This is a genomic window from Salmonella sp. JXY0409-18 (assembly GCF_020268625.1).
GTDB classification, from domain to species: domain Bacteria; phylum Pseudomonadota; class Gammaproteobacteria; order Enterobacterales; family Enterobacteriaceae; genus Salmonella; species Salmonella enterica.
Genome location: NZ_CP084216.1, coordinates 2,101,218 through 2,114,359, shown reverse-complemented (window position 1 = coordinate 2,114,359; position 13,142 = coordinate 2,101,218). Strand labels below are relative to the sequence as shown.

15 protein-coding genes are annotated in these 13,142 nt (G+C 51.1%); 5 read left to right on the top strand and 10 right to left on the bottom strand.

Annotated elements, in window-relative coordinates; genetic code table 11:
• The first annotated feature begins 7 nt into the window (after window positions 1-7).
• From pdeR to osmB, 4 genes are all read left to right on the top strand, one after another.
• Window positions 8-1,990: a cyclic di-GMP phosphodiesterase gene (gene pdeR / locus LDB27_RS10160; RefSeq protein ID WP_000977605.1), complete on the top strand. Its 1,983-nt coding sequence runs from the start codon at window positions 8-10 to the stop codon at window positions 1,988-1,990.
• Between the two features lie 121 nt (window positions 1,991-2,111).
• Window positions 2,112-2,291, top strand: a complete 180-nt coding sequence (locus tag LDB27_RS10155; protein ID WP_001279854.1) for a hypothetical protein — start codon at window positions 2,112-2,114, stop codon at window positions 2,289-2,291.
• A gap of 86 nt (window positions 2,292-2,377) precedes the next feature.
• Complete coding sequence (locus tag LDB27_RS10150) at window positions 2,378-3,130, top strand: DNA-binding transcriptional regulator YciT (RefSeq protein ID WP_001088593.1); 753 nt, start codon at window positions 2,378-2,380, stop codon at window positions 3,128-3,130.
• Window positions 3,131-3,388: 258 nt separating this feature from the next.
• On the top strand, window positions 3,389-3,607 hold the full coding sequence (osmB, locus tag LDB27_RS10145; RefSeq protein WP_000481166.1) for an osmotically-inducible lipoprotein OsmB: 219 nt from the start codon (window positions 3,389-3,391) through the stop codon (window positions 3,605-3,607).
• Window positions 3,608-3,726: 119 nt separating this feature from the next.
• Here osmB and yciH read toward each other — a convergent pair whose 3' ends face one another.
• The 5 genes from yciH to pgpB form a co-directional block, all read right to left on the bottom strand.
• Window positions 3,727-4,053 carry a stress response translation initiation inhibitor YciH gene (gene yciH, locus LDB27_RS10140; protein ID WP_001285199.1) on the bottom strand — a complete coding sequence of 109 codons (327 nt, stop codon included), beginning with the start codon at window positions 4,051-4,053 and terminating at the stop codon, window positions 3,727-3,729.
• Entirely contained in the window at window positions 4,053-4,790 is a 738-nt protein-coding gene (pyrF, locus tag LDB27_RS10135) for an orotidine-5'-phosphate decarboxylase (protein WP_023230981.1), read from the bottom strand. The genes yciH and pyrF overlap by 1 nt, the downstream gene beginning before the upstream one ends.
• A gap of 190 nt (window positions 4,791-4,980) precedes the next feature.
• Complete coding sequence (lapB, locus tag LDB27_RS10130; RefSeq protein ID WP_000891378.1) at window positions 4,981-6,150, bottom strand: lipopolysaccharide assembly protein LapB; 1,170 nt, start codon at window positions 6,148-6,150, stop codon at window positions 4,981-4,983.
• A 6-nt stretch (window positions 6,151-6,156) separates the two neighbouring features.
• Window positions 6,157-6,465, bottom strand: coding sequence for a LapA family protein (locus LDB27_RS10125; protein ID WP_000876301.1), 309 nt, complete (start codon window positions 6,463-6,465; stop codon window positions 6,157-6,159).
• 149 nt (window positions 6,466-6,614) lie between these two features.
• On the bottom strand, window positions 6,615-7,379 hold the full coding sequence (gene pgpB, locus LDB27_RS10120) for a phosphatidylglycerophosphatase B (protein WP_000948651.1): 765 nt from the start codon (window positions 7,377-7,379) through the stop codon (window positions 6,615-6,617).
• Between the two features lie 195 nt (window positions 7,380-7,574).
• Here pgpB and ribA point away from each other — a divergent pair, with 195 nt between their 5' ends.
• Entirely contained in the window at window positions 7,575-8,165 is a 591-nt protein-coding gene (gene ribA / locus LDB27_RS10115) for a GTP cyclohydrolase II (protein ID WP_001176283.1), read from the top strand.
• A 55-nt stretch (window positions 8,166-8,220) separates the two neighbouring features.
• Here the strand turns inward: ribA and acnA are convergent, their stop codons facing one another.
• The 5 genes from acnA to cysB all read right to left on the bottom strand — a co-directional run bounded on the left by acnA (window position 8,221) and on the right by cysB (window position 12,847).
• On the bottom strand, window positions 8,221-10,896 hold the full coding sequence (gene acnA / locus LDB27_RS10110; protein ID WP_000099468.1) for an aconitate hydratase AcnA: 2,676 nt from the start codon (window positions 10,894-10,896) through the stop codon (window positions 8,221-8,223).
• A 182-nt stretch (window positions 10,897-11,078) separates the two neighbouring features.
• Entirely contained in the window at window positions 11,079-11,171 is a 93-nt protein-coding gene (ymiC, locus tag LDB27_RS10105) for a small membrane protein YmiC (protein WP_223148964.1), read from the bottom strand.
• Window positions 11,172-11,280: 109 nt separating this feature from the next.
• Entirely contained in the window at window positions 11,281-11,451 is a 171-nt protein-coding gene (locus LDB27_RS10100; protein ID WP_000029025.1) for a hypothetical protein, read from the bottom strand.
• Window positions 11,452-11,592, bottom strand: a complete 141-nt coding sequence (locus LDB27_RS10095) for a YmiA family putative membrane protein (protein ID WP_213083417.1) — start codon at window positions 11,590-11,592, stop codon at window positions 11,452-11,454.
• A 280-nt stretch (window positions 11,593-11,872) separates the two neighbouring features.
• Window positions 11,873-12,847, bottom strand: coding sequence for an HTH-type transcriptional regulator CysB (gene cysB, locus LDB27_RS10090; protein ID WP_000776232.1), 975 nt, complete (start codon window positions 12,845-12,847; stop codon window positions 11,873-11,875).
• Between the last annotated feature and the right edge of the window lie 295 nt (window positions 12,848-13,142).

Sequence of the window (13,142 nt, the reverse complement as noted above, 5' to 3'; positions counted from 1 at the left end):
GGTATGCATGATGAAACAGATTCAGGAACAAACGGCGCTAAGTCCCCTTCACTCTCACTGGCGTCTGGCTGATAACCGCAACGTGCTGTATCTCTCCCCGACAGGTGAAACGGATGCAGAAAAAACGGTTGAGCTATCGCCGGAACAAGCCGGGCGTATCCGGGAAATAACGGCGATTACGTCCAGTCTGCTGATAACGTTGTTGATAGAAAAACAGGTTACCGCTGTGCACCTGGTAGGCCGTAAGATTAATAACCGTGAATGGGCTGGCAGCCTGGCAACCTGGCCTGATACGCCTGCCGTCTCGCCAACGCAGGCGCAGGAGCTCTCTTTTGCCGAGCAAATCGTATCAGAAGCCAACTCAGTCATTGCGATACTGGATAGTCGGGGAAAAATCTGTCGATTTAATCGGTTATGCGAAGAGTACACGGGCTTAAAAGAGCAAGATGTAATTGGTCAAAGCGTCTTTAAATTATTTATGAGTCGCCGGGAGGCGGTTGCCTCCCGGCACTACATTGAGAATTTTTTTCGCAATGGCAATGCCTATGAAATCGAACGCTGGATAAAGACCCGTAAAGGCCAACGCCTGTTCTTATTTCGTAATAAATTCGTCCATAACGGCAGCGGAAAAAACGAAATTTTCCTGATCTGCGCAGGCACGGATATCACCGAAGAAAGGCGGGCTCAGGAGCGTTTACGCATACTGGCGAATACAGACACCGTCACCGGCCTGCCCAATCGCAATGCTATTCATGAATTTATTAATCATGCTATTGCCTCGGCTGGCGAGTCGCAAGTGGGTATCGTTTATCTCGATCTGGATAATTTCAAGAAAATTAATGACGCCTATGGGCATATGTTTGGCGATCAGCTCTTACAGGCCGTTTCGCTGGCGCTGTTGAGTTGTCTGGAGGAAGATCAATTGCTGGCCAGACTGGGGGGAGATGAATTCATTGTTCTCGCTGCCCATACGTCTCAGGCCGCGCTGGAAGCAGTAGCCTCACGAATCCTTACCCGTCTGCGGCAACCGTTTCGTATTGGACTCATTGAAGTTTACACGGGATGCGCCATTGGCATTTCGTTGGCCCCCCGGCACGGACAGGACAGCGAAAGTCTCATTCGCACTGCCGACACCGCAATGTATAACGCCAAAGAAGGCGGCCGCGGTCAGTTCTGCGTTTTTTCGCCGGAAATGAATCAGCGCGTATTTGACTATCACTGGCTGGATACAAACCTGCGAAAAGCGCTGGAAAACGACCAGTTACTTATTCACTATCAGCCCAAAATTACCTGGCGCGGCGAAGTACGTAGCCTGGAAGCGCTGGTACGCTGGCAATCGCCGGAACGCGGATTAATTCCGCCGCTGGAGTTCATCTCATACGCCGAAGAGTCAGGACTCATCGTCCCGCTGGGCCGCTGGGTGATTCTGGATGTGGTTCGCCAGATTGCGAAATGGCGCGATAAAGGGATTAACTTGCGCGTAGCCGTTAACTTTTCGGCGCGACAACTGGCCGACCAGACGCTTTTTACTGCGCTTAAACAGGCTTTGTACGATCTGAATTTTGAGTATTGCCCGATCGATGTCGAGCTAACGGAAAGCTGCCTGATCGAAAACGACACGCTGGCGCTATCGGTTATCCAGCAATTTAGTCAGCTCGGCGCCCAGATTCATCTGGATGATTTTGGCACCGGGTATTCTTCGCTTTCTCAACTCGCCCGGTTCCCTATTGATGCCGTTAAACTGGATCAGGCTTTCGTCAGAGATATCCATAAGCAACCGCTGTCGCAATCTCTGGTTAGGGCGATTGTCGCGGTGGCTCAGGCGCTAAATTTACAAGTGATTGCCGAAGGTGTAGAAAATGCTAAAGAAGATGCCTTCCTGACAAAAAACGGCGTCAATGAACGACAGGGCTTTTTATTCGCCAAACCTATGCCCGCCGTTTCTTTTGAACGCTGGTACAAACGTTATCAGACGAAAAAAATGCGTTAATGGCGACGATAATAGGGAGAACAGCCTGTGCAGACAGGCATAGCCCTATTTTTCCCTTCTCTTTTCAGATTAATTTCTGCATCATGAATTGAAACCTTTTCTGACATTAAGGATGACAAACATGTCTGATATCGAAGCACAACGAATTGCCGCACGCATTGATACCGTGCTGGATATCCTTGTTGCTGGCGATTACCACTCGGCCATCAATAACCTTGAAATATTGAGAGCAGAGCTGTTAGATCAGGTTAAAGACGGTATCTCGCCATCCCAGGCTCCCGGGTCGCCCTGGGAAATCTGATAGCGATTATTTGTCCGGGATGGCCGTTAGCCCTTCCCGGCTCTCTGACTGTCTGTTGACTCCTCTTAACGAATAAAATTAATACTATGAACTCCCGACAACAATCAATTTTGCAAATGGTGGTTGATAAAGGCCAGATGAGCGTTGCTGAACTGGCGAAAATTACCGGCGTATCTGAAGTCACGATTCGTCAGGATCTGAATACCCTGGAAAAGCAGAGCTATTTACGCCGTGCGCACGGTTTCGCCGTTTCGCTTGAGAGCGATGACGTAGAGACTCGCATGATGACGAACTACACGCTAAAACGCCGACTGGCGGAGTTCGCCGCCTCGCTGGTCAGTCCAGGGGAATCCGTTTTTATTGAAAATGGCAGCAGCAATGCGCTATTGGCCCGGACGCTGGCGGAACAAAAAGATGTCACGATCATCACCGTGAGCAGTTATATCGCGCACCTGCTCAAAGAGACCCCTTGCGAAGTCATTCTCCTTGGTGGAATCTATCAGAAAAAAAGTGAAAGCATGGTAGGGCCGTTGACGCGACAGTTTATCCATCAAGTGCATTTCAGCAAAGCATTTATCGGTATTGATGGCTGGCAGGCTGATACCGGTTTTACCGGACGCGACATGATGCGATCGGATGTGGTTAACGCTGTTCTGGAAAAAGGCTCAGAAGCGATTGTCCTCACCGACAGCTCCAAATTTGGCTGTGTGCATCCCTATCCCCTGGGCCCGCTCTCTCGCTTCCATCGTGTCATTACGGATTCCAAAATTTCCGCCAGCGATCAAATGCAGTTAGAACATGCGGGGCTGCTAGTCAATGTTATTGGCTCATCCGTTTAAAATATTTCCCGATGGTTTGCCCTATGGCAAATCATCCTCTCTCTAAGACTTTTCTGACATCCCAATTAAGACTATTTACCTGTTGTAACGAGCGTAACGTCGTAAAATTAATATTAGCGAAATAACAGGAAGTGACTATCACCTGCGTGATATATCCCTGCGCAATCAGGTTTCACGGAAAATCTCTTAACATGTTTTATTTTAACTATAGTTATAGTGAGCTTAATTCCGTGAATCGTTAATTCAGGAGAGAGTATTATGTTTATGACGAGCAAAAAAATGGCCGCTGCTGTGCTGGCAATCACCGTAGCAATGTCTCTGAGCGCCTGCTCAAACTGGTCCAAGCGCGATCGCAACACGGCTATTGGCGCAGGTGCGGGGGCGTTAGGCGGCGCAGTGTTAACGGACGGCAGTACATTAGGCACCCTGGGCGGCGCGGCGGTCGGCGGCGTGATTGGTCACCAGGTTGGAAAATAATCCAGACGTTTAAATATTGAACGGCTCAAAATAATACGTTTATTCTTTTCAGGTCTGGATTACAAAAATAGACAAAGTTGACTTTTACGCCACGGTAATTTACAACCGTGGCGTTTTCATTAGCCGCCAGCTAATTTTACTTTCATTCCTTTAGCTTCCAGCAATGATTTTATCAAGTCGCGTTTATCACCCTGAATTTCAATAATCCCTTCTTTTACTGCCCCGCCACAGCCGCATTTTTTCTTCAGTTCAGCCGCCAGTTTGGTTAATTCCGCATCATTCATCTCGATACCGGTAATCAAACATACGCCTTTACCCTTACGGCCACTGGTTTGACGCTGAATGCGAACGATACCATCCCCTTTGGGACGAACCGGCGCCGTTTTAGGTTCTTCAATGCGCCCCGTCTGTGTTGAATAAACCAGACGACTATTGGAATCGCTCATTATGCCTCCCGTTTCAGTGACGCGTTAATATCCTTCAGCGTTTGCGCCGGATCTACCGATTGCGTAACCGGGCGGCCAATCACCATATAGTCGACGCCGGCGGATAATGCCTGTTCGGGCGTCATAATGCGTCGCTGATCGCCTGCCTCGCTGCCTGCGGGCCGAATGCCCGGCGTCACCAGCTTAAATGCAGCGCCAAAGACCTGTTTAAATCTGACCGCTTCCTGAGCGGAACAGACCACGCCATCCAGCCCGCATTGCTGCGTCAGGCGCGCCAGCCGCTCCGCATGTTCCGCCGGTGACAACATCACGCCCAGATCGCGCAGATCGCTGGTTTCCATACTGGTCAACACGGTCACGGCAATGAGCAACGGCGCATCTTTACCGAATGGCGCCAGCGCGTCGCGCGCTGCGGCCATCATTCTCGCCCCGCCAGACGCGTGAACGTTTACCATCCAGACGCCCAGGTCTGCCGCTGCGGCGACTGCCCGGGCCGTGGTGTTGGGAATATCATGAAATTTTAGATCAAGAAAGACATCAAACCCACGTTGCTGGAGATCCCGGACGAGCTGTGGGCCAAATAACGTGAACATCTCTTTGCCCACTTTTAAGCGACAATCGCGAGGATCGATTTTATCGACAAACGCCAGGGCTTTATCGCGTTCATGGTAATCCAACGCCACAACGACAGGCGATTCAGTAATAGCGCAGGAAGAAGATGAAGCAGTAAACGTCATGACCAGACCTTCTTGATGATGGGCACCGGAAGTGGCGCAAATTGGATAAACGGCGTGCATTCTACCTGCGGCGCAGGGAAATTAACAGGTTCGATTGACAACCTGATAAGCCTTGGTCGCCGATGCCAGCGTTGTTTCTAGCTTTACGTCATTAAGTATGTTGTAACTAAAGTGAAGCTTTTTTTATATACTACTGCCCATCAAGTCCGCGAATAGGTTTAATGGTCGACCATGCCCGGCAGGACGGACAGTGCCAGTACAAGGTATAGGCGGTAAAACCGCATTTCTGACAACGATACCGCGGTTTACTGCGCACCTGCTCGCCAACCATATCACGCAGTACCATCAGGCTTTCTTTCGCTCGCCCTTCTTCCGCCTCATTGAGATGGTAATCCATCAGCTTATGGAACACCCGCATGGTAGGATGTCGCTGTAGCTGACGCGTGATATAGACTTGAGCTGCGTCACTACCTTCACGCGCTTCCAGAATATCGGCAAGCATTAACTCAGCGCCAGCACCGGTATTCTCCTCAACGGCGCGACGTAAAAACTCCGCCCACTCGGCATTTTTACCGAGCTGTTGATAACAGGTTTGCAGCATCTCCAGCGTTTCGCTGACCAGCTCTTTATCCTGAACGATCACACGTTGCAGGCTTTCGACCGCTTTGGCGTAATCCCCTCTCGCCATATAAACGCGACCCATCATGATAGACACCCGGGCGCTATTTTTATCTGCGGCGGCACCTTTTTTCAGCAACGCCATCGCGCGATCCATATCGTCGTTGCCCATCTGCTGTAACGCTAACTCACAGTAAAAATGGGCGATTTCGATACGCTGTTTATCTTTGCCCAGTTTCACCAGCCGTTCTGCTACTTCGATCGCCTTTTGCCAGTCGCTGGTTAGCTGATAGATTTGCAAGAGCTGCTGTAACGCGCCTACGCGAAATTCCGTTTCGTCGGTAAGTTGGTTAAACATATCTTCCGCGCGGTCATATAAACCGGCGGCCATATAGTCGCGCCCCAGTTGCTGAACAGCCAGTAAACGCTGTTCATAGGTCAATGAAGCGCTTTCCATGAGCGTTTGATGAATACGAATGGCGCGATCGACTTCGCCTCGTGAGCGAAACAGATTACCGAGAGTGAGATGAGCCTCAACGGTGCCGGTATCCTCTTTAAGCATATCGAGGAACAGATCCACCGCTTTATCTTGTTGGTTACTCAGCAGGAAGTTAACCCCTGCGACATAATCGCGCGACAGGCGGTTAGCTTCATCCTGTTTTGTTTGTTGCGCACTTCTGCGACCCATATACCACCCATAGGCAGCGGCTACAGGCAACAGCAGAAATAACAACTCCAACATAAATGATTATTCCTTTACAACCGACGAATCGGCAGGGACCGCAACGTCGGTTGCTGGCGAAAGCTTGTTTTCCAGTCGTTTAATTTTACGTTCAGCACGGGCAAGGGAAACGCGGACCCGCAGCCAGAACAGGCCGCAAATCAGCCAGCCAATCGCAAAACCGACGGCGAACAACACAGCAAGCAACGTGGAGATACGATACTCCCCTTGCGCCAGCAGGTAGTTAAACGTCACCTGTTGATCATTCTGCGCGCCCAGCGTCACCGAAATAACAAAAATTGCCAATACCAGTAAGAAAATGAGTAAATATTTCACATTACTTCCCGTTATGTGGTTTGCGCGAATAAATCGTGTCCAACTTACCGCATCCAGCCTTCTAAATTACCATTTTCCCGCCTCGCGCGAAATGGAAATGCGCCCGCCATCAGATGATTTAAGGGCAATAGTCAGAAAATCAACCGTTGTCAGCTTTCCTGCTCGCGTTCAGCAATTTCTTGCGCTTCTTCACGAGGCGGCATAAGCGGCCCGCAAATTCGCTGCGCCAGCCAGGTCGCCAGGGTAACTAATAGCCAGGAGATGAGCGTGGCGACCACTAAATCTCGCGGCCAGTGCATTCCCAGAAGTAAACGGCTGCCCATTACGCCGGTCGCCCAGACTAACAAAAACGCGATGGTGAAAGTCCGTCTGCGCGGCCATAACAGACCCACGGCCAAAAGCGCCCAGCTCGCTGCAAACATGGTATGTCCGGAGGGAAACGCAAAACCCGTCTCTTTTTGCCAGTGCTGACGCAGGAAAACGGGGATGTTCTGTTGCCCGGCCAACTGCTCTTTCACTAAATGTCCGCGTTCTGTACGCTTTAAAGTGTAGAACTCATCGACGGGAATATGGTGCGTTTTTTCAAGCCAGACCACAAATGGCCGCGGCTCCTGTACGCGCTCCTTTACCCATGACTTCACGCCCTGCCCGACGATAATCGCCCCACCGAGAATCGCAAACAGCATAATGGCGGCGCGCAGGCGAAATCGCAGGCACCATAAGAACCATCCACAAAGAATCACATGCGTGATAACGCCCCAGGGTTTGGTCACGGTTTCCGTTATCCAGAATAGCGTTTTTAGCCACCAGACCTGATGTCCTGGCTGCCACTGCCAGCCTGATACCCATACGGCAAGCGGCATGATAAGCAACAGGGCTGCGCCTGCCGCGGTGCGCCTCGCAATTGAAAGCATGGATGCTCCTTTTATAAGTAAGTATCACAATCATAACTGAAAATTCTCGCCGGACTGGAAAATTGACAAATTTGTGCCATTCCTGAGCAATTACGTGGTAGTGATTAGGTGATGACCGCCGCCTTATGGCAAAATAGCGGGATACAATCCAACAGGCGACGACACCGCAGGCGTCAGCATAATCTGGAGAAATACATGCAGCTTAAACGTGTGGCAGAAGCCAAACTGCCAACCCCATTGGGTGACTTTCTGATGGTGGGATTTGAAGAACTGGCAACCGGACACGACCATGCCGCGCTGGTTTTTGGCGATATTTCAGGTAAAACGCCGGTCTTGGCTCGCGTTCATTCCGAATGTCTTACCGGGGACGCGCTTTTTAGTCTGCGCTGTGATTGTGGTTTTCAACTGGAAGCCGCGCTGACGCATATTGCGGAAGAAGGACGCGGTATTCTGATTTACCACCGTCAGGAAGGCCGCAATATCGGCCTGCTTAATAAAATTCGCGCTTATGCGTTACAGGATCAAGGCTATGACACGGTGGAGGCCAATCATCAGCTCGGCTTTGCCGCCGATGAGCGTGATTTCACCCTGTGCGCGGATATGTTCAAATTACTGGGCGTGGATGAAGTTCGCCTGCTGACCAATAATCCGAAGAAAGTCGAAATACTGACCGAGGCGGGAATTAATATCGTGGAACGCGTTCCGCTCATTGTGGGTCGTAATCCAAATAATGAGCATTATCTCGATACTAAAGCGGCCAAAATGGGTCACCTGCTAAACAAGTAAGCCACCGGTATTAAAGCGCGGGCCTGCCTGTTTACGGCAGGCCCGATAAACGGCTTTAGTTCAGCATATTTCTAATGACATAGTGCAATATGCCGTCATTCTGGTAGTAAGTCAGCTCGGTGGCGGTATCAATGCGACAGCGACAAGGTACCGTTTCTTTGCTGCCGTCCGATCTCGTTAACGTCACCGGAATGGTCGCGCCAGGGCGCAGGTTTTGCAGATCCGCGACATCAATCACCTCTTCCCCGGTCAGTCCCAGCGTTTTACGCGTTACGCCCAGTGGAAACTCCAGCGGCAGGATCCCCATCCCAATCAGGTTTGAGCGGTGGATACGTTCGAACGACTCGGCGATCACCACGCGAATACCTAACAGCCGCGGACCTTTTGCCGCCCAGTCACGGCTCGATCCCGACCCATACTCTTTCCCGGCAATCACCGCCAGCGGCGTTTTTTCCTGCTGGTAGAGCATCGCGGCATCATAAATCGACATCGCTTCCGTACCCGGCAAATGCCGCGTCATCCCACCTTCGACGCCGGGCAGCATTTCGTTGCGAATACGAATATTGGCGAACGTACCGCGCATCATCACTTCATGGTTGCCGCGCCGTGATCCATAGGAGTTAAAATCCTTCCGCTCAACGCCGTGGTTTTGCAGATAGCGTCCGGCGGGACTGTCCGGCTTGATACTGCCGGCCGGGGAAATATGGTCGGTCGTCACCGAATCCCCCAGCATCGCCAGGATACGCGCGCCGTGGATATCTTTGACTGGCGCAGGCTGGGCCTGCATTTCATCAAAGAAAGGCGACAGGCGAATATAGGTTGAATCCGACTGCCAGCCGTAGGTATCGGACGATTCAACCTGAATCGATTTCCATTCTTCCGTGCCCTCAAACACTTCCGCATACTCTTTACGGAACATATCCGATGATACCAGTTCAACGGCGCGGGCAATTTCCTGCGCCGAAGGCCAGATATCCTTCAGGTATACCGGATCGCCTTTACGATCATACCCCAGCGGGTCTGTCGCGAGGTTAATATTCATGTTTCCGGCCAGCGCATACGCGACCACCAGCGGCGGCGACGCCAGCCAGTTCGTTTTCACCAGCGGATGGATACGCCCTTCAAAATTTCGGTTACCGGAAAGCACGGCCCCTACCGTCAGATCGCCTTTTTTAATCGCGGTCTCAATAGGCTCCGGCAACGGACCGGAGTTCCCGATACAGGTCGTACAGCCATAACCGACCAGGTTAAAACCGAGCTCATCCAGATAAGGCGTAAGTTTGGCCTGCGCCAGATAGTCAGATACCACTTTTGACCCCGGCGCCAGAGAAGCCTTGACCCACGGTTGACGCTTCAACCCCAGCGTTACTGCCTTTTTCGCCAGTAATCCCGCAGCCATCAGCACGCTGGGATTCGAGGTATTCGTACAGGAGGTGATGGCGGCAATGACGACAGCGCCATCAGGAAGCTGATATGGCTGTCCGTTCATCGTATAGTCAACCGGCTGGCGATCTCTTTGCGCGGTATTCAGCTCCAGCTCGGCGCTGGCGGCAAAGGCTTTCGGCACATCGCCTAACGCTACGCGATCCTGCGGCCGTTTCGGCCCGGCCAGGCTGGCCTCGACATCGCCCATATCCAGTTCCAGCGTACTGGTAAATACCGGTTCGTCTCCGGGATTACGCCACATTCCCTGCGCCTTCGCGTAGGCTTCAACCAGCTCGACCAGATCGTCGCTACGTCCGCTTAATCGCATATATTCCAGGGTGATGGCGTCAATAGGGAAGAAACCACAGGTTGCGCCATATTCCGGCGACATATTAGCGATGGTCGCGCGATCCGCCAACGGCAGCGAATCCAGACCATCACCATAAAATTCAACAAATTTACCCACGACGCCATGCTTACGCAGCATTTGCGTGACGGTTAGCACCAGGTCAGTGGCAGTGATCCCCTCCCGAAGTTTACCGGTTAACTTAAAGCCGACGACATCCGGGATAAGCATCGACACGGGCTGACCAAGCATCGCCGCTTCCGCTTCAATACCGCCCACGCCCCACCCCAATACGCCCAGACCATTAATCATGGTCGTATGGGAGTCAGTCCCCACCAGCGAGTCCGGGTAAGCAATCCACTCCCCGTCCTGTAATTCGCTCCAGACGGCTTTACCCAGGTATTCCAGGTTAACCTGATGGCAAATGCCGGTTCCGGGTGGCACCACGCTGAAACGACTGAATGCCTGCTTTCCCCATTTCAGGAACATATAACGCTCATGGTTACGCTCCATTTCCAGCCGCACGTTTTCTTCAAACGCATCGTCATCGCCGAAATGATCGACCGTCACAGAGTGGTCAATAACCAGATCAACCGGCGATAACGGGTTCACTTTCGACGTATCGCCGCCGAGGCGTTTAACGGCTTCACGCATCGCCGCCAGGTCGACAACGGCAGGCACGCCGGTAAAGTCCTGCATCAGGACACGGGCGGGCCGCCAGGCAATTTCACGATCGGCATGGGCATTTTTAAGCCAACCGGCCAGCGCCTGAATATCTTCATCAGTCACAGATTCGCCGTCCTGCCAGCGCAACAGGTTTTCCAGTAACACTTTAAGTGATTTGGGCAAACGGGCGATATCGCCCAGGGATTTGGCAGCCAGCGGCAGACTGTAGTAATGATACGTTTTATCTTTGGCCTGCAATGTATCCTTACTGGCTTCTCGTAGGGTTGACGACATAGCTCCTCCTTAAATGACAGGGTTGCGTTACCCTGATTCTCCACAGGGTTGTATTAAAGATAACACAAACAAAATGTAACGTTTTGATAACAACCCAAATTGCTAAAAGAGGAGAAACCTAACAGGCGAGGAGCGAAGATGAAAAAGCCCGATAAATAGCGCATTATCGGGCTTTGACGAGATTAGACGGCAATCCAGATTAACTCGGCCCAGAACAGTAGCGATAATATAAACGCGCCAGTCCATGACCAATACTTTATATTTGACGTTAACATAGGCGACACCAACTGTGTTTAATCAATACTGAGAGGCGCTCAGCACACGGTTGCTGCGGTGTAATAAGACAGCGTTAATAAAACAATAACGCCAATAAAAAGACGGATATTATTTTTGTGACACCTCATCAGCAAAAGCATCAATAAATGCCCGCTGCTGCGGTGTGAGCGTCCAGTGTTGCGGAACAGACCGAAAAACGGTCGTATCCGGGGTGTTATCATCGTCACAAGATTGAATCGGGGGCGCGACCACGCGCTCGCGTTCCGACGTAATGCTCACTTAACCCCACCAATGCCAGATAACAAGCGCTACCACTACCCAGAACAACGCAGAACCCACAAAAACCGCCAGCCATGCTTTACGTTTGAGCTCAGGGTCGCGGCGCGGTTCCTGGTTTTCAGAAGGCATTACTAACCTCATGCTATCGGTATCACTTATCATTTCAGCACCAAACAATCGGTACAATTAATCATCAGATGAGACAAATCCTAAATAAACTTTAGTCAAAAATCCAGTCAATTTACGAATCGTTGCCAGTGAATAAATCAATCTTTTGACTCAAGATAACTATTTGGAAAAAGAAACTGGCGGGACGGGTAATTCAACACTATTTTGCTGATCATTACCCGTAATACTTTGAGGGATATTGCAAAAAGCGGCTTTGTCTGCCATGCCACTACGACGCAAACCGACGGTGCTATTACTTTTCAGGCAGCTTTATATCCTGAAACATCGCTTCAATTTCTTCATTAGAACGCAACGCCACCGCCGTATCCACCACATCACGCGTCAGATGCGGCGCAAAACGCTGGATAAAATCGTACATATAGCTGCGTAAAAAAGTACTACGGCGAAAACCAATTTTTGTGGTGCTGTGGCTAAAAATATCGTGCGCGTCAATCCGCACTAAATCAGGATCGGCAAGCGGATCGACCGCCATGCTGGCAATGACGCCAACGCCCAGCCCCAACCTGACATACGTTTTAATCACATCCGCATCGGTTGCAGTAAAGACGATCCGCGGCGTTAACCCTGCGCGATTAAAAGCGGTATCCAGTTCGGAACGCCCGGTAAAGCCGAAGGTATACGTCACCAGCGGATACTTCGCCAGCGCTTCAATCGTTACGGAAGACGTTGCCGCCAATGGATGATCCGGCGTCACCACTATCGAACGGTTCCAGTGATAGCATGGCAACATCACCAGATCGTCATATAAATGCAGCGCTTCCGTGGCAATCGCGAAATCGGCGTTCCCTTTCGATACCGCTTCCGCAATCTGCGTTGGCGACCCCTGGTGCATATGCAGCGAAACGCGCGGATAACGCTCGATGAAGCCTTTAATCACGCCTGGCAATGCGTAACGCGCCTGAGTATGGGTAGTGGCAATATAGAGCGAGCCTTTATCCGGCCAGGTGTGCTCGCCGGCGACCGACTTAATGGCATCGACTTTGGAAAGCACCTCACGCGCAATACGAATAATCTCCTGTCCTGCGGGCGTCACCTGAGTCAGATGCTTACCGCTGCGGGCGAAAATCTGGATGCCAAGCTCATCTTCCAGCATCCTAACCTGCTTGCTGATCCCCGGCTGGGAAGTATACAACCCCTCAGCGGTAGAGGAGACGTTAAGGTTATGATTAACCACTTCAACAATGTAACGAAGCTGCTGCAATTTCATAATACATCATCCAGATTAGCGCCATCAGGCCATCGTTTATCTGCAGACTTAATCGGGCTGCTAATACGATTTAATAATAAAAAAGGTGTTAACTATAACCACTATATCATTTATATCTGAACTGTATAGCCAGCGCGATAAAATAATAAGGCCGCTATACCCAAAATAATTCGAGTGCTTAAAGGCGGCAAGAGAGTGAGTCCCCAGGAGCATAAGGTGACTGGGATGAGCGACAAATCTGCCGGGAGCAGATTTGAACGTCGCGTGCGACGGCCCGTCAGGACGAGGCCCATGG

Coding starts and splice junctions, on each gene's coding strand:
- yciH (WP_001285199.1), bottom strand. CDS start 4,053: ATGAGCGATTCCAATAGTCGTCTGGTTTATTCAACACAGACGGGGCGC.
- pgpB (WP_000948651.1), bottom strand. CDS start 7,379: ATGCTTTCAATTGCGAGGCGCACCGCGGCAGGCGCAGCCCTGTTGCTT.
- osmB (WP_000481166.1), top strand. CDS start 3,389: ATGTTTATGACGAGCAAAAAAATGGCCGCTGCTGTGCTGGCAATCACC.
- LDB27_RS10155 (WP_001279854.1), top strand. CDS start 2,112: ATGTCTGATATCGAAGCACAACGAATTGCCGCACGCATTGATACCGTG.
- pdeR (WP_000977605.1), top strand. CDS start 8: ATGATGAAACAGATTCAGGAACAAACGGCGCTAAGTCCCCTTCACTCT.
- acnA (WP_000099468.1), bottom strand. CDS start 10,896: ATGTCGTCAACCCTACGAGAAGCCAGTAAGGATACATTGCAGGCCAAA.
- cysB (WP_000776232.1), bottom strand. CDS start 12,847: ATGAAATTGCAGCAGCTTCGTTACATTGTTGAAGTGGTTAATCATAAC.
- ribA (WP_001176283.1), top strand. CDS start 7,575: ATGCAGCTTAAACGTGTGGCAGAAGCCAAACTGCCAACCCCATTGGGT.
- ymiC (WP_223148964.1), bottom strand. CDS start 11,171: ATGTTAACGTCAAATATAAAGTATTGGTCATGGACTGGCGCGTTTATA.
- LDB27_RS10095 (WP_213083417.1), bottom strand. CDS start 11,592: ATGAGGTTAGTAATGCCTTCTGAAAACCAGGAACCGCGCCGCGACCCT.
- pyrF (WP_023230981.1), bottom strand. CDS start 4,790: ATGACGTTTACTGCTTCATCTTCTTCCTGCGCTATTACTGAATCGCCT.
- LDB27_RS10150 (WP_001088593.1), top strand. CDS start 2,378: ATGAACTCCCGACAACAATCAATTTTGCAAATGGTGGTTGATAAAGGC.
- lapB (WP_000891378.1), bottom strand. CDS start 6,150: ATGTTGGAGTTGTTATTTCTGCTGTTGCCTGTAGCCGCTGCCTATGGG.